The 14,457-nt window shown below is 69.0% G+C and carries 12 protein-coding genes and 1 pseudogene; 9 read left to right on the plus strand and 4 right to left on the minus strand.

Translation table 11 applies throughout. The features are described from left to right. Positions 1–110: 110 nt before the first annotated feature. Entirely contained in the window at positions 111–740 is a 630-nt protein-coding gene (locus ABZ818_RS40175; RefSeq protein WP_361426545.1) for a TetR/AcrR family transcriptional regulator, read from the minus strand. 157 nt (positions 741–897) lie between these two features. On the opposite strand from ABZ818_RS40175, the gene ABZ818_RS40180 reads away from it, so the two are divergent. The 3 genes from ABZ818_RS40180 to ABZ818_RS40190 all read left to right on the plus strand — a co-directional run bounded on the left by ABZ818_RS40180 (position 898) and on the right by ABZ818_RS40190 (position 4,912). After that, positions 898–3,168: an MMPL family transporter gene (locus ABZ818_RS40180; protein WP_361426548.1), complete on the plus strand. Its 2,271-nt coding sequence runs from the start codon at positions 898–900 to the stop codon at positions 3,166–3,168. A 252-nt stretch (positions 3,169–3,420) separates the two neighbouring features. Then, the gene (locus ABZ818_RS40185; RefSeq protein ID WP_361426551.1) at positions 3,421–4,065 is read left to right on the plus strand and encodes an amidase family protein; all 645 of its coding nucleotides are present in this window, start codon (positions 3,421–3,423) and stop codon (positions 4,063–4,065) included. Between the two features lie 106 nt (positions 4,066–4,171). Continuing rightward, entirely contained in the window at positions 4,172–4,912 is a 741-nt protein-coding gene (locus ABZ818_RS40190; RefSeq protein WP_361426554.1) for a rhomboid family intramembrane serine protease, read from the plus strand. A gap of 113 nt (positions 4,913–5,025) precedes the next feature. Here ABZ818_RS40190 and ABZ818_RS40195 read toward each other — a convergent pair whose 3' ends face one another. Then, positions 5,026–6,549 (minus strand): FAD-dependent monooxygenase, encoded by a 1,524-nt coding sequence (locus ABZ818_RS40195; protein ID WP_361426578.1) that lies wholly within the window; start codon positions 6,547–6,549, stop codon positions 5,026–5,028. 90 nt (positions 6,550–6,639) lie between these two features. Between ABZ818_RS40195 and ABZ818_RS40200 the strand changes: the two genes are divergently transcribed. The 5 genes from ABZ818_RS40200 (at position 6,640) to ABZ818_RS40220 (ending at position 11,052) form a co-directional block, all read left to right on the plus strand. Further along, positions 6,640–7,287: a helix-turn-helix domain-containing protein gene (locus ABZ818_RS40200; RefSeq protein WP_361426557.1), complete on the plus strand. Its 648-nt coding sequence runs from the start codon at positions 6,640–6,642 to the stop codon at positions 7,285–7,287. 221 nt (positions 7,288–7,508) lie between these two features. Then, a complete protein-coding gene (locus ABZ818_RS40205) occupies positions 7,509–7,895 on the plus strand; it encodes a VOC family protein (RefSeq protein WP_361426560.1) in 387 nt (128 codons plus the stop codon). 437 nt (positions 7,896–8,332) lie between these two features. Continuing rightward, positions 8,333–9,460 carry an acyltransferase family protein gene (locus ABZ818_RS40210; RefSeq protein WP_361426563.1) on the plus strand — a complete coding sequence of 376 codons (1,128 nt, stop codon included), beginning with the start codon at positions 8,333–8,335 and terminating at the stop codon, positions 9,458–9,460. Positions 9,461–9,562: 102 nt separating this feature from the next. Beyond that, positions 9,563–10,111, plus strand: coding sequence for a SigE family RNA polymerase sigma factor (locus ABZ818_RS40215; RefSeq protein WP_361426566.1), 549 nt, complete (start codon positions 9,563–9,565; stop codon positions 10,109–10,111). Further along, complete coding sequence (locus ABZ818_RS40220; protein WP_361426569.1) at positions 10,108–11,052, plus strand: hypothetical protein; 945 nt, start codon at positions 10,108–10,110, stop codon at positions 11,050–11,052. The genes ABZ818_RS40215 and ABZ818_RS40220 overlap by 4 nt, the downstream gene beginning before the upstream one ends. Positions 11,053–11,242: 190 nt before the next feature. Here the strand turns inward: ABZ818_RS40220 and ABZ818_RS40225 are convergent, their stop codons facing one another. Further along, positions 11,243–12,826 (minus strand): FMN-binding glutamate synthase family protein, encoded by a 1,584-nt coding sequence (locus tag ABZ818_RS40225; protein ID WP_361426572.1) that lies wholly within the window; start codon positions 12,824–12,826, stop codon positions 11,243–11,245. A 390-nt stretch (positions 12,827–13,216) separates the two neighbouring features. Then, positions 13,217–13,439 (minus strand): annotated as a pseudogene (locus ABZ818_RS40230) (transposase family protein); the annotation flags it as partial. A gap of 304 nt (positions 13,440–13,743) precedes the next feature. Here ABZ818_RS40230 and ABZ818_RS40235 point away from each other — a divergent pair. Further along, positions 13,744–13,971, plus strand: coding sequence for a DUF397 domain-containing protein (locus ABZ818_RS40235; RefSeq protein ID WP_361426575.1), 228 nt, complete (start codon positions 13,744–13,746; stop codon positions 13,969–13,971). The last annotated feature ends 486 nt before the right edge of the window (positions 13,972–14,457 follow it).

Consider the following 14,457-nt stretch of genomic DNA (forward strand, 5'->3'; position numbering starts at 1 on the left):
CACCCTCGGCCCGGCCACCGGACGCCTCCTCGCCGAGACGATCGTCACCGGCGAACGCCCCACGCAACTGGCCCCGTTCGACCCGCTGCGCTGACGCCCGCGCCGCTGTCTCAGCGGCGTACCGCGCGGGCTTCCGTGCCGATCACCGGGGCCAGGTACCGGGCCAGGGCCGCCTTCACCTCGGCTGTGTAGGCGGCCCTCTCGGGCTCCTGGTACTGCATCGCCAGGCACAGCCCCGCCCGGAAGACGGCGAACGCCGTGGTCGCCACGCGCACGCACTCGTCGTGGGGCAGGTCGGGGGCGCGCAGTGCGACGGTCTCCTCGACCTGCCGTTGCAGGATCGCGTGGAGGACCTCCTTGTCGGACGCGATCTCTCCCGGCGCGTCGGAGCCGTGGATCAGGGCGAGGAACGCCGGATTCCTGAGGTTGAACTCGATGATCGGATCGAGGATCGCGTCCAGCATCTCGTCCAGCGGCAGCGACGCGTTGGCGTCGGTGAAGACCTGGCCGTGTGCCTCCAGCATCTGCCGCATCAGCCGCTCGCCGAGCTGCACCGCGATGGCTTCCTTGTTGGGGAAGAACTGGTACAGCGTGCCCGGCGAGACACCTGCTTCGCGGGCGATGGCGTTCGTGCTGGCCCTGGTGTAGCCGCACTCGCCGAACACGACGGCCGCGGCGTCGAGCAGTTGCTCCATACGGCGCTTGCCGCGCGCCTGCCTGCGCCGAGCTTCCGAAGTCACCGAAGTCGCCGAAGTCGCCGGAACGGATTCCACTCTGAGTGACCCCCAAGCCGCAGGATGTGATTGACAAACACGAGAAGGTGCTCGCATTCTATCCGTGTTCTTCGAGTGCGAGTGGTCGCTCGTGTTTTGGTCCTTCAGAGGGGAAACCTGCCCGATGACAGACGTGAATCGCCCCGGCGGTGGGCTCTCCGGGTGGGGGCGGGTGATCACGGCCAGGCCCAGGCTCGCTCTCCTGCTGACCCTGCTGTTCACGGCACTGGCGGTGGTGGCGGGCAGCGGCGTGGCCGACCGCATGGGCAGCGGCGGCTGGCAGGATCCGGGCGCGGAGTCCTCCTACGCGGCCAAAGCCCTCGAGGAGCACTTCCCCGCCTCCCAGCCGAACCTGATCCTCCTGGTGAACAGCGGCGAGGCCACCGTGGACACCCCGGCCGTCGCCGCCGAGGCGCGGCGGCTCGCCGAGCGGCTGGAGCGGGAGCAGTCCGTCGAGGGAGTCGTCTCCTACTGGGCCACCGGCGCGGCCGCCCTGCGGGCTCAGGACGGTCACGAAGCCATGATCACGGCACGGATCGCAGGCGACGAGACCGACGCCGCCAAGGTCTTCGACCGCATCGCCCCCGAATACCGCGGCAGCCACGGCCCTGTGAAGGTCTCCTTCGGCGGTCCGGTCGCGGTCCGCCACGACATGCAGGAACTGGTCAAAGAGGACCTGCTGCGCGCCGAGCTGATCGCCCTGCCGGTCACCCTGCTGCTGCTCGTCCTGGTCTTCGGCAGCGCGGTCGCGGCGCTGCTGCCGCTCGGCGTGGGCGTGGTGGCGATCCTCGGTACGAACGCGGTGCTGCGCGGCATCACCGAGTTCACCGACGTCTCCGTCTTCGCCCAGAACCTCACGACCGCGCTCGGTCTCGGACTGGCCATCGACTACGCCCTGTTCATCGTCCGCCGCTTCCGTGAGGAGCTGTCCCGCGGAGCCGAGCCGCTGACGGCTGTGGGGACCACCCTGCGCACCGCCGGGCGGACGGTCCTGTTCTCGGCGCTCACGGTCGCGGTCTCCCTGGCCGCGATGCTGGTCTTCCCGCAGTACTTCCTGAGGTCCTTCGCGTACGCCGGCATCGCGGTCGTGGCACTCGCGGCGATCGCCGCCCTGGTGATCCTCCCTGCCGCGCTGGTGCTGCTCGGGGAGCGGATCAACGCCTGGGACCTCCGCCGCGCCCTGCGACGCCGCTCCCCGGGGAGCGGCGTCACGAAGGACGGGTGGGCCAGGGCGGCGCGGCTGGTGATGCGGCGGGCCCCGGTCTTCGCGATCGCCGCGACCGCCGGGCTGGTTCTCCTCGGCCTGCCGTTCCTGAGCGTGAGGTTCGGCAACGCCGATGACCGGCAACTGCCCGCGAGCGCCGAGTGCCGTACCGTCCAGCAGCACATCCGTGACGGGTTCCCCGGAAGCCCCGGCGCCGCCGTCGAGGTGCTGGCCGAAGGGGCCGCCGCCCAGCCCTCGGCGCTGGCCGACTACAGCCGGCGGCTGTCCGAACTGCCCGGCGTCGTCAGGGTGGAAGGCCCTCGGGGCGCATACGCGCAGGGCCGGCTCACACAGGAGCCGGGGCCGGCCGAGGCGGCCCGGGCCGACGGCGACGCGGCCTATGTCACGGTGCTCCGTGAGGGAGCGGCGGGCGACGCGGCCGGCCAGGACCTGGTGCGTGCGGTGCGCACGGAACCGGCCTCCTTCCCGACGTCGGTCGCCGGGCCGGGGGCGGCACTGGTGGACTCCAAGGCGGTCATCGCGGACCGGCTCCCGTGGGCCCTCGGCATGATCGCGGCCGTGACCCTGGTGCTGGTCTTCCTGCTCACCGGAAGTCTCCTCGTCCCGGTCCAGGCGGTGGTGCTCAACGCGCTGAGCCTGACCGCCATGTACGGCGCCGTCGTCTGGGTGTTCCAGGACGGGCACCTCTCCGGCCTGCTCGGCTTCACCAGCACCGGGGACATCGAGACGACGCTGCCCGTGCTGATGTTCTGTGTCGCCTTCGGGCTTTCGATGGACTACGGCGTCTTCCTGCTCTCCCGTATCAAAGAGGAGTACGACCGCACGGGGGACCACCGGAGCGCGGTGGTCTTCGGGTTGCAGCGCACGGGCGGGCTCATCACCGCCGCGGCGGCGATCCTCGCGGTCGTCATGGTCGCGATCGGCGCCTCGCGCGTCACCAACACCAAGATGCTCGGACTGGGGATCGCCCTGGCCGTGCTCATGGACGCGATGGTGGTCCGCAGCCTGCTCGTTCCCGCGGTGATGCGGCTGACCGGCCGGGCCACCTGGTGGGCGCCCGGGCCGCTGCGCAGGCTGCACGCGCGGATCGGCCTGAGCGAGGAGGGAACACCCGGCGGCGTCCCGGCCGCCGAGCGCCCAAGGACGGTCGTCCCCTCCGGGGCTGAGTAGCCCTCGGTGGACGACCGCGCGTGGCCCCGCACCGGACCCCCGCGGTGCGGGGCTCACGACATGGCTTCAAGTGTGCCCCTGGGACGAGGCGTTACATGGAACGCTTTCGTCCGTCGAAGTGTTGTAGGTACCTTTTGAGCATCATGGGAGCGGGGCAGGCGGGGGCATGGCTGCGCGAGAGGTCAGAGAGAAGGCGTTCGACCTGCCGACCCGTATCGGCACGTCCAGGACTTCCCTCCAAGTGCGGCGCCGATGCCCGCACCGCATCCTCGCTCCCGAGGCCGCACGGTGGTCCCGGACGCCGTGGTGCATCCGGACTGCGAGGCGGCGTACCGCAAGACGGTCCAACTCCTCGAAGGCGCCGGTCACCAGGTGGACGAACTGGAGATACCGCCGGACCCGGACGTCGTCGAGGCGTTCCAGCGGGTCTGGGCGGTGGCCGCCGCCGGCCGGCAGGTCGACGAGGAGGACGAGCCGCTCCTGACCCCGTTCACCCGCCATCTGCGGGAGAAGGGACGGCAGGTGACCGGGCTGGAGTTCGCGGCGGGACTGGCGACCTTCCGCGGCCTCGGACAGCTCTTCGCGGACGTCTTCTTCGCCTCGTACGACGTGGTCCTCACCCCGACGCTGGCGCGGCCGCCCGCCCTGACGGGAGAGTTCTACGGGAAGGACCCCGCCGCCGACTTCGACGCCATGGCGGCGTTCATGCCCTACACACCCCTCTACAACATCACGGGCCTGCCCGCGGTCTCGCTTCCGCTCCACTGGAACACGGACGGCCTCCCCATCGGGGTGATGCTCGGCGCCCGCTACGGCGACGAGGCGACACTGCTCTCCCTGGCAGCCCAACTGGAAACCATCGTCGGCGACCCCCGCCCACGTCCCGGACTGTGGTGACGCCGACCAAAAGCACGCACCGCGCGCCGTCCGCACGCCCGCCGCCGGGAATACTGGAAGTCCGTGGTGGCGCGGACACGGATCCGCAGGGGGAGGGGAGCGTGCCATGGGCAGGTCGGATCAGGAGCGGGCCGGGGCGGTGGCCGGGCCGGTGGGTCCGGAGCAGATGATCGCGGAGGCGCGGAAGGCGTTCTTCACGATGTTCGGGTTCCTCGCGGTGGTCTGGCTGGTGCAACTGGCCAACTACACCGGCGGCTACGCCCTCTCACGGCAGTTCGGGGTGGCGTCCGGCGACCTCGGCACGCTGCCCGACATCCTCACCGCGCCTTTCCTGCACTGGAGTTGGGCGCACATCGAAAGCAACTCCGGCCCGCTGTTCATCTTCGGTTTCCTTGCCGCCTACCGGGGCGTGGTCCGCTTCCTGGGACTGAGCCTGCTCGTCGCGGTGACGAGCGGACTCACCGTCTGGTTCTTCGAACGGGGCGGCGTGGAGACGGTGGGCGCCAGCGGCCTGATCTTCGGCTACTTCGGCTACGTCGTGGTCCGCGGCCTCTTCGACCGGCACCTGATCGACACGCTGATCGGCATCGTCATGGCGGCCTCCTTCGCCTACATGATCACCGTCGCCGTGCCCGGGACACCGGGGGTGAGCTGGCTCGGACACCTCGGAGGCCTGATCGGCGGCCTGGCCGGAGCCTGGCTCTTCCGGGACCGGCGCGCACGGCCCACCGGAACCGGCCGCCCCGACGGCGGCACCCGGACAACCACCCGCGGCGACCTCCCGGTACAAGCCGACAATCCGCGAGCCGACCTGCACAAGGAACTCGGCGACCTGGGGCTTCTCTAGCCAGGGAGCCCGGAGTCCACGAGGCCGTGCACGACGAAGCGGGCGGGATGAGCTCGACGCGAGTTCGTGAGTTCACTCAGTCGACTCAGTCCACTCCGTCCCCCTCAGCTCTCTCAGGGCATCTTCGCCAGGCTCCCGGCGATGGTGGCGAGCAGCGCATCGCCGTGGTCGGCGGAGCCGTCCGCGGCCCAGCAGACGTAGCCGTCGGGGCGGATGAGCAGGGCGGCAGCGCCCAGACCGTCGGGGCAGGTGGCGCGGACGAGGTCGACTCGCGGTGGGAGCCGGAGGCCGGCCGGGACGGCTCCGGCCAGGTCGAGCAGAACGGCGTGCCCCGACGCGAACAGCGCCGACAGCCGGGTGGGGCCGCCTTCGGTGACCAGGTCGGCGTCCGGCACGCGCTGTCCGGTGAGCGGATGATCGCCGGACAGCGGGTAGCGCAGCGAGAGGCCGGACGTCAGTCCCGCGAGGTGGCGGTTGGTGTCGGGCAGACGCAGCAGGTCGACGAAGATGTCGCGCAGGGCGGCCACGTCCTCGCTCGGCTTCGGATCCGCCAGGACACGCTGCGCCGACGTGTGGTGCAGGACCTGCGCTCCGACGGGATGCCGTTCGGTGTGGTAGCTGTCCAGGAGGCCGCTCGGCGCCCGGCCCTGGACGGTCGCGGCCAGTTTCCAGCCGAGGTTGAACGCGTCCTGGACACCGAGGTTGAGACCCTGACCGCCCAGCGGCGGATGGATGTGCGCCGCGTCGCCCGCGAACAGGACGTGACCCGACCGGTACTGCTCCAGTTGCCGGGTGGCGTCGCTGAACTGCGAGGAGTTGTCCACGGCGCCGAGGACGGTCTCCGGCCCGTACACGGCCTGGAGCGCGACGGTGATCGCCTCGTGAGTGACGGGGGTGTCGCCGTCGATGCCTGCGTCGGTGTCCGCGTCGGCGCCCGCCTGGTCCGCGCGCCCGAAGGTCAACCGGTACCGGTCGCCGCCGAGAGGGACCAGCATGGCCCAGTAACCCCCCGCGCTTCGGGTCATGGTGCTCATGTGCCCGATCTGCCGCGGCACCAGCGACGACACGGCGGACAGGCGGATGTCGGCCAGCACCGCCCGGTGGGTCCCGGGCCTACCCGGGAAGGGCAGCCCCAGCAGTTTCCGCACCGTACTGTGCCCGCCGTCGCACGCCACCAGGTAGCGTGCCCGCACCCGCAGACCGTCCGGCGTCACCACCACCACACCGTCGTCGCCCGACTCGACCCCTGAGACGGCAGCGCCGCGCAGAACCCGCGCACCGGCAGCGAGCGCGCGCTCTTCGAGCACCTCCTCGACGCCCCACTGAGGAATCGCGATCGGAAAAGGGTGCCTGGTCTGCCAGGGGGTGCAGTCCAGGGGTACGGGCAGCGCGGCGAAGTGCCCGCCGACCGGCTCGTGGGACGCGGCCCTGCGCAGCAACGGTTCCAGCAGCCCGCGCGACTCCAGCAACTCGGCGGTACGGGGCTGGATCCCGCCGCCCTTGATCTGCTCGGCACGCCGGGGCAGCTTCTCCAGGACCAGGGTCTCGACCCCTGCCAGCGTCAGCTCGCACGCCAGCATCAGTCCGGTCGGACCGGCACCCACGACGACGACCTCGGTCTCGATTTCGGTCTCGATCTCGTCCAACACTCTTGCTCCTCCCATTCCTTCCCTCGGAGTAAATGTATACCAGGTGCAGAAATACCCTCGGGGAAGCAAGCGGCTAGGATGGGCGCCGTGGACGGCAAGCCAGGACTACGCGAACGAAAGAAGCAACGGACCCGCGCGGCGATCTCCGACGCGGCGATCGCGCTGTTCCTCGAACACGGCTTCAATCAGGTCTCGGTGGCCCAGGTGGCCGAGGCGGCCGAGGTCTCCAAGCGCACGCTCTTCGCCTACTTCCCCACCAAGGAAGACCTCGTGGTGCACCGCCTCGCCGACCACGAGACCGAAGCCGCACGCGTCGTACGGGCCCGCCCACCCCGCACCGCCCCGCTGACCGCACTGCGTGATCACTTCCTCAAGGGGTTGCACGAACGGGACCCGATCACCGGACTCAACGACCATCCCCAGGTCCTGCGCCTCACCCGCATGGTCCTGGACGCGCCCTCGCTGGTGGCCCGCATGGATCAGTTCCACACCGGCGCCGAACGCGCACTGGCCCAGGCGCTGGAGGAAACGGCGGACACCCCCGAACTCACGGCGAGGTTGGCCGCCACCCAGATCGTCGCGGTCCAAGGCCTGCTGGCCCAGGACAACGCCTCCCGCCTGGCCCACGGAGAACCGGCCGACGCACGTCACGCGGGCGCGGTGGCGGACGCGGAACAGGCGTTCGCGCTGTTGGAGACCGGATTGCGGCGACTCTGGGACCAGTGACCCTGTGGGAGCACAGGGATACGAATGGTCGCGTAACGTCCCCGTCCGTCCTCGAATTGGTGACGAACCGGGTGGCGAACCGGGCGACGAATCGAGGGAAACGGATCCGGCTACCGTCCGCGGACGGCCCCGGCTAGGGTCGGAATTACGGCACCGCGTGCCGGACATCGGTTTGGTGGGGCACGGAGGCGCCGGCAAGAGGTGCCGCAGGGAGGCACACCATGAACGTGGAGCTGAACCACACCATCGTCCACGCCCGGAACAAGCAGGAGTCCGCCGAGTTCCTCGCGGACATCCTGGGCCTGGAGGTCGGGGCGCCCTGGGGCCCGTTCGTTCCCGTCGCCACCGGCAACGGCGTCACCCTCGACTACATGGCCGACCCGGAGGGACCGATCGCCTCCCAGCACTACGCCTTCCTCGTGTCCGACGAGGACTTCGATGAGGCGTTCGACCGAATCCAGCAGGCCCACGTGACGTACTACGCCGACCCGCTCCTGGAACACCCCGGCGAGATCAACCACCGCGACGGAGGCCGCGGCCTGTACTTCCAGGACCCGGTGGGCCACGCGATGGAGATCCTCACCCGCCCGTACGGCAGCGGCGGCTGAGCGCGACCACGAGGGTGGACATCTCCGAGAAAGGCGACGCGCTCGACGCCGAATGGACCGAGACCGGCAACAACGTGAACGGCATCCTGCACGGCTGCCGAGACACCTCATCCGTCGCCGAGCGCTTCGTCGGGGCCGGCTGGACGTCCTTGTTTCCGGTCACAGCACCAGGTCAAGCAAACGCTGATGGCCGTCGAGGGAACTGCTGCCGGCGTGGTCTCGCACCGCCGTCGGATCTGCGACCGGGCAGTGTGGCAGGGACGCCGGCGGGAGGTTCATCGGAGCTCTCGATGTACATGTGAAGTTCATCGTATGAATTAGAATCGGCAACCGAGCCCTTCTCGGAGATCGTCACGGTGTGCCCGGCCCCGTCGAGTCGAGCACCAGTACGGCGGCCCCTTCCCCTGCCGAGCCGCTGACAGGAGCCCGCCGCCGCGATGGACAAGCCACTCCCGAGACCTGCCACCGCCGTCTCCACCGACCGTGCCGGCGGGACGGACCGGGCCAGGAATCCGTGGTGGGACAACACCCGGTTCCTCTCCGCCACGCTGATCGTGATTCTGCACACCGTCGGCAGCATCATGGCGCGAGAGGACGTGCTGCACTCCTTCCACATCGCCAGCTGGGCCTTCCGGGTGCCTGCCTTCGTCATGTTGGCCGGTGTGTTCAGCAACGCGGGGCCGCTCGGCCCCCGTTCCCTGCGCACCCTGCTCCAGAGCATCGTGCTGCCCGCCCTCGCGTTCAGCTTGCTCTACTCGCTGGAGAAGTACTGGCTGGGCAACGAGTTCGTGGTGTACGTCGTCCAACTGCCGTGGACCTTGTGGTTCCTGATGTCCCTCTTCTTCTGGCGGCTGCTGCTGCCGCTGGTGGTCCAGCTGCGTCACCCACTGCTCGTCACCACCGTCATCGCCCTCGCCGTGGGGTACATCGAGGAGTTCGGGCTGGAGTTCTCGGCGAGCCGCACGCTCGTCTACCTTCCGCTGTTCTACCTCGGCTGGCGGATCGGCCAGGGCTTCCTGAACTCCTGGTTCACCAGCCGCTGGAGCCTGTTCGTGGCCGTCGCCGGGGTCCTCGCCTCCTGCGTCGCGGGATGGCTGTGGCACCGGGACATCAAGGGCAACTGGCTCTCCATGCGCCACCCTTACTCCGCCGGCCACCCCCTGAGCCTGGAGTGGGCCTGGCTCATCCGGCTGCTGGTGCTGGCCTCGGCCGCTGCCCTCGTGCTCTGCCTGCTGCGCCTGATGCCCCGGCGGCGGCTCCCGCTGATCACCACGCTGGGCGCCGGCGGGTTCACGATCTACCTCCTGCACCCGCTGGTCATCCTGCCCATCCGGGAACAGGGCTGGATATCACGGGTGAACACCCCGGCCGAGATCGCCGGCCTGGTGCTGTGCGCGATCCTGCTGACCATGGTGCTCGGCTCCCCACCGGTACGCCACCTGGTCCGCCCGCTGACCCGCCCCTCCACCGGATGGCTCTTCGCCCCCACCACACGCGGGTCACAGCAGCCGGAGCGGACCGCTGCCCACGTACCACCCGTACCGGGACCCGCGCCCACCCCGTAGCCCTCCGCGGCGGACTCCTCGGCACTCCCTGAGCGCGGCCCTCGGATCCCGGGCAACCGAATCCGCCGAAACTGTGGTCTGGAGGGCGAGGGAGGGTGCTTGATGCAGGCCAAACAAGAGGCCGAGTTCCAGGAATTCGTCAGAGCGCGGTGGTCCCATCTCGTACGGACCGCGTATCTGCTCACGGGCGACGTACACCACGCCGAAGACCTGACTCAGACGGCGCTGGCCAAGGCGTACCGCTCATGGCGGCGCGTTTCACGCAGCGACAGTCCGGAGGCGTACGTCCGGCGGATACTGGTCAGCTGCAACAGCGACCGGTTCCGCAAGCGGCGGGTTGCGGAGGCTCTGACCGCGGCGCCGCCGGAGGCGGCCGGGCGGGACGAGGCCGTCTCGTGGGCCGATGAACGCAGCGCCCTGCTCGTGGCGCTGGCCGGACTGCCGCCAAAGCAGCGGGCGGTGATCGTCATGCGCTACTGGGAGGACCTGTCCGAGGCCGAGGTCGCCGAGATGCTCGGTTGCTCGCCCGGCACGGTCAAGAGCCAGGCGTCCAAGGCGCTGGCGAAATTGCGTAACCATCCGGGGCTCGCACAGGTCGTGGACGAACCTGTCCGCAGCCGAGTGTCGTCCGGGCAGGGAGCAGGCAAGTGAACGAGGAGAAGAAGCAGCAGGGGATGGGAACCGGCGGGGACTTCGAGGAGCAACTGCGCGAGCTGCTCGCCGAGGACGCGAACACCATCCGGCCCGCACCGGTGCCGTATCCGGCGATCCGCCGCCGGGGCACGGTCGAGCGGCGACGCCGGGTGGCGGCGGCCGGGGCGGCCCTGGTGACGCTGGCGGCGATGCCCGTGGGGGCGTACGCGCTGGCCGACGGGGATGCGGGCGGGAACACGGTGGCAGCGACACCGCAGGTCAGCGCCATACCGCGGACGTCGGCGACACCGACGCCGGCCGCGTCGCCGGCGGGGCCCGCGCGGCCGGCCACGGAGGACCAGCTCCTCGACGGGATCACCTTCGGGCAGGCCGCCGACGGGCTGAAGAAGTGCCTCGCGGACGACAAGTCGCGCACAGGCCGCCCGGCCGGCTTCCGCATGGACCTGGGCGCGGCCGAGGAGTACCGGATCATTCTGGCGATGAACAGCACCGGCGACTCCAACGCGCCCGGCGACGGCATGTACGTCGTCGCGGTGAAGGAGCAACCGCAGCAGGCCCGGTTGATCTGCAACGTGAGGGACGGCGGGAAAAGCGGCCTCAACGCCAGCGTAGGCTCCGACGACGTGCCGGGCGCCGGTCCCGTGATGGCCGACATCAACGGCGGCAAGCTCTACCAGCAGTCGGTCCTCGACCACGGCCACTGGAAGCTGCCGTTCCGATGGAGTGTCATCGGCACCGTCAAGCCGTCAGTGGCCCGGGTGACCGTCTCCTACGGCGGCGCCACCAGCCGGGCCACCCTGGACCACGGCTGGTTCATCGCCTCCGGCGTCCTGAACCAGCAGGTCACGGCGGCTCCGCGCATCAAGGGGTACGACGCCGACAGCAAGCTGGTCTACGACTCCGGCAAGGACAAGGACTACGAGCAGCGCCTGCCGTAGCGCCACCCGGCCGGGGGCGCCGCACAGGGGTCGGCGCCCCCGGACCCCGGTCGGAGGTGCGGCATGAGGGCCTTTCCGGTCACCGGTGCGGACGTGGCAATCCACACCGAGCCGGAAGGCCCTGCTGCAGGAGACGGTGTGCGGAGCGTCCGCCATCAACAGGGCACCCCCGGCGCCGCCCACAGGCCCGTCAGACAGTGAACCGGTCGGGATCGGCGGCCTTCCAGTCCGCCGCCCAGGACTCGGGCGGCTCGATCAGCAACTGGCCAGGAGTCAGCCAGTCGTAGAGCTCCCCGTAGGAGCGGACGGTGACCGGGTCCACGCGCCGACGCAGCATGTTCGGACGCAGTTCGGCGGGTTCACTCACGCCCAGCGAGGCGACGATCTGCAGTGCGCTGTTCACCGTGGCGGACTGGAAGCGGTGGACCCGGGCCGACTTGTCGTCGACATCCAATGCGCGTGCGCGGCGCGGGTCTTGTGTGGCGACGCCGGCGGGGCAGGTGTTGGTGTGGCAACTCTGCGCCTGGATGCATCCGATCGCGAACATCATGGCGCGTGCCGCGTTGGTGAAGTCGGCGCCCTGCAGCATGCGCTTGACGATGTCGGCTCCGGTGGCCACCTTGCCGCTGGCGCCGATCTTGATCCGGTCCCGAAGGCCGGCGCCGACCAGGGCGTTGTGGACGGTGATCAGCCCTTCGGTGAGCGGACTGCCCAGGTGGTCGGCGAACTCCAGCGGGGCGGCTCCGGTGCCGCCCTCGGCTCCGTCGACGATGATGAAGTCCGGCGCGGTGCCTTCTTCGATCATGGCTTTGCACACCGCCAGGAATTCCCGCCGGGAGCCCACACACAGCTTGAAGCCGACCGGCTTACCGCCGGAGAGCTCGCGCATTTCGGCGATGAACCGGATCAGTTCCCGGGGCGTGTCGAAGACCTGGTGGTAAGGGGGCGAGATGACGGTCTTCCCCTCGGGAACCTCGCGCACCCGGGCTATCTCGGCGGTGACCTTCTCTCCGGGCAGCACCCCTCCGATGCCGGGCTTGGCTCCCTGAGACAGCTTCAGTGACACGCATTTCACGTTGTCGTGAGCGGCCTTTTCGGCGAACCGCGCGCGATCGAAACCGCCGTCCGCGGTGCGGCAACCGAAGTATCCGGTGCCGATTTCCCACACCAGGTCACCACCGTGGCGCAGATGGTACTCGGACATGCCACCCTCGCCGGTGTCGTGAGCGAATCCTCCGAGGGCGGCCCCCCGGTTCAGGGCGAGGACCGCGTTGGCTGACAGCGAACCGAAGCTCATGGCCGAGACGTTGAGCAAGGCCATGTCGTAGGGCTTGGTGCAGTCCGGGCCGCCGATGCGGACCCGGGGCTGCTCCGTCGGCACCGGGCGCGGCCTCATCGACGATTCGAAGTACTCGTAGCCTTCGGCGTAGACGTTCCGCTCGGTGCCGAACGCGATCTCCGCTTCAGTCCCCTTGGCACGCTGGTAGACAAGGCTGCGCACATCCCGGTCGAATGGCCGGCCATCGGTATTACGTTCAATGAAATACTGCTGCAACTCCGGCCGGATCGACTCCAGCATGAAGCGGATATGTCCCAGCACTGGGTAGTTACGTAGGACGGAATGGCTCTTTTGAAGCAAATCATAAGTGCCGACCCCGGCCACCCCCGCGCACAGCACGGCGACCAACCACCACCAAGGCGACACAGTCAACGCCGTGACGCCTGCGGAAATGGCGAGAGCTCCAATGAATACGATCACTGCAATTCTGATCATGCGGCGAACGTACAGCCCTCGCCGGGCGCATCACAATGTCCCAAGGATGAGACATCCGCCCCACGGCGCGCCGACCGCCCACACGATGCCACCCGGCACCGGCACGGCCCCTCACCACGCCCTGGACCTCACCTGCGGCGACGCCCCAAGATCCAGCCCACAGCCCGCCACGCGGCCGCTTCGAACGACATACATCTACACAAACGCGAAGACCCGCACTCAGCGTCTCCACTGATCACGTGATCACGGGGTCTTCTGACACGTTCTTCGAGGTGCCCCCGACGGGATTCGAACCTGCGCACACCGCTCCAGAGGGGCCCTTCTGCCTCAGGCAAAGCGGCTGGTCCAGGCCCCGCGCCTGCCTCCACAGGCGGGGCCCGTCCATAGATCAGCCTCGGTGACATAACGGTAGGCCATCGTGGTTCCGATGCCGAACCCGGCCGCGAACTGGGCACTACCTGCGCCCCACCCGCAGGTGAGCAAGTGTCAGCAGGACCTGGCGGCCGGCGCTCAGGTACCGCCAGCGAGAACCGATCGCACGGCGGTGCCGCCGCAACTGATGGCAAAGCTGTCGTTCCAGACCAGAGGCGACTTCCTCCTGTGCTGACCGCATCGCCTCATCGTCGTCGGCCACAACACTGGATCCGTGCCTCTGTGTAGTCATCACCATTGCCGACAGAGATTCCAGACAGCCGACATACACATTGACTCAAAAGAGCAGGGGGTGATCTCCGTGTTGTCATCAGCCGACGAACAGTGAGCGCTATGTCATTGACCGGTGAAAACACTTCGGTGCCGGCGCGTGGGATGTCGAGCATGAGCCTTCTCAGGCTTGCCCGTTGATCCTCCGGCGGTTGCCCGTTGCACATGGCCCGTGGAGTGGTAACACTTGAAATGTATCGGAAAGGAGAAGTGCTATGGATGCGAAGAAGGCCGACCTGTACGCGCTGGATCTGTCCGGTGCGTACTGGACCAAGAGCAGTAAGTCCACAGCGTATCCACCCGGATGCGTTGAGGTGACGGACCTCGGCGGCGGCGCCGTCGCGATGCGGGACTCCAACAACCCGGAGACGCCCGCGCTGCGGTTCACAGCCCGCGAGTGGGCAGCCTTTAGGGATGGCGTGCGCGACGGCGAGTTCGGCTAGCGCCGTTTGCGCAGAGTGCTTGCTCTCGCTGAGATCCCGTCGACTTTCCCAGGCCTGGCGGGGTCTCGTGCGTTGACCCTGCTACGTGAAGCCTCAGCGGCCGGGCCGCACTTCACAGAACGTCACACATTGATGATTGTCCAACCCTAAGTTCCTGATCACGGGGCCGACATCTGAGTTGTCCTGTAGAAAGGCCGCCGTGGGTCGCGGGTGCGGCGAGCGAGGCCGGAGCAGAGACGACAATGAAAGCCGCGGCAACCGCACGGACCTTAACCCTCAACGCTCATCACCTCGAGATTTCGTTGAGGACGAGGGCGGCCCGAGCGATGTCGCCGATCCGGCTGGGATGGGCGGCACGTACTGCAGCGCAGCCAGCGCTGCAGTGAGCCTTTAACCCCGGTTATTCAGCGGAATTGGTCGGGCTGACGCCCTGACAGCAGAAAGGTGCCGCTGACCTGCGAGGATGCGAGTGTCTAGATCGTATCC

It is taken from the genome of Streptomyces sp. NPDC047453 (assembly GCF_040643155.1).
Taxonomy (GTDB): domain Bacteria; phylum Actinomycetota; class Actinomycetes; order Streptomycetales; family Streptomycetaceae; genus Streptomyces.

What these genes read in the sequence shown, in the direction of transcription:
- ABZ818_RS40180 (WP_361426548.1), top strand. Translation starts at nt 898, where the DNA reads ATGACAGACGTGAATCGCCCCGGCGGTGGGCTCTCCGGGTGGGGGCGG.
- ABZ818_RS40185 (WP_361426551.1), top strand. Translation starts at nt 3,421, where the DNA reads ATGCCCGCACCGCATCCTCGCTCCCGAGGCCGCACGGTGGTCCCGGAC.
- ABZ818_RS40190 (WP_361426554.1), top strand. Translation starts at nt 4,172, where the DNA reads ATGGGCAGGTCGGATCAGGAGCGGGCCGGGGCGGTGGCCGGGCCGGTG.
- ABZ818_RS40200 (WP_361426557.1), top strand. Translation starts at nt 6,640, where the DNA reads ATGGGCGCCGTGGACGGCAAGCCAGGACTACGCGAACGAAAGAAGCAA.
- ABZ818_RS40205 (WP_361426560.1), top strand. Translation starts at nt 7,509, where the DNA reads ATGAACGTGGAGCTGAACCACACCATCGTCCACGCCCGGAACAAGCAG.
- ABZ818_RS40210 (WP_361426563.1), top strand. Translation starts at nt 8,333, where the DNA reads ATGGACAAGCCACTCCCGAGACCTGCCACCGCCGTCTCCACCGACCGT.
- ABZ818_RS40215 (WP_361426566.1), top strand. Translation starts at nt 9,563, where the DNA reads ATGCAGGCCAAACAAGAGGCCGAGTTCCAGGAATTCGTCAGAGCGCGG.
- ABZ818_RS40225 (WP_361426572.1), bottom strand. Translation starts at nt 12,826, where the DNA reads ATGATCAGAATTGCAGTGATCGTATTCATTGGAGCTCTCGCCATTTCC.
- ABZ818_RS40235 (WP_361426575.1), top strand. Translation starts at nt 13,744, where the DNA reads ATGGATGCGAAGAAGGCCGACCTGTACGCGCTGGATCTGTCCGGTGCG.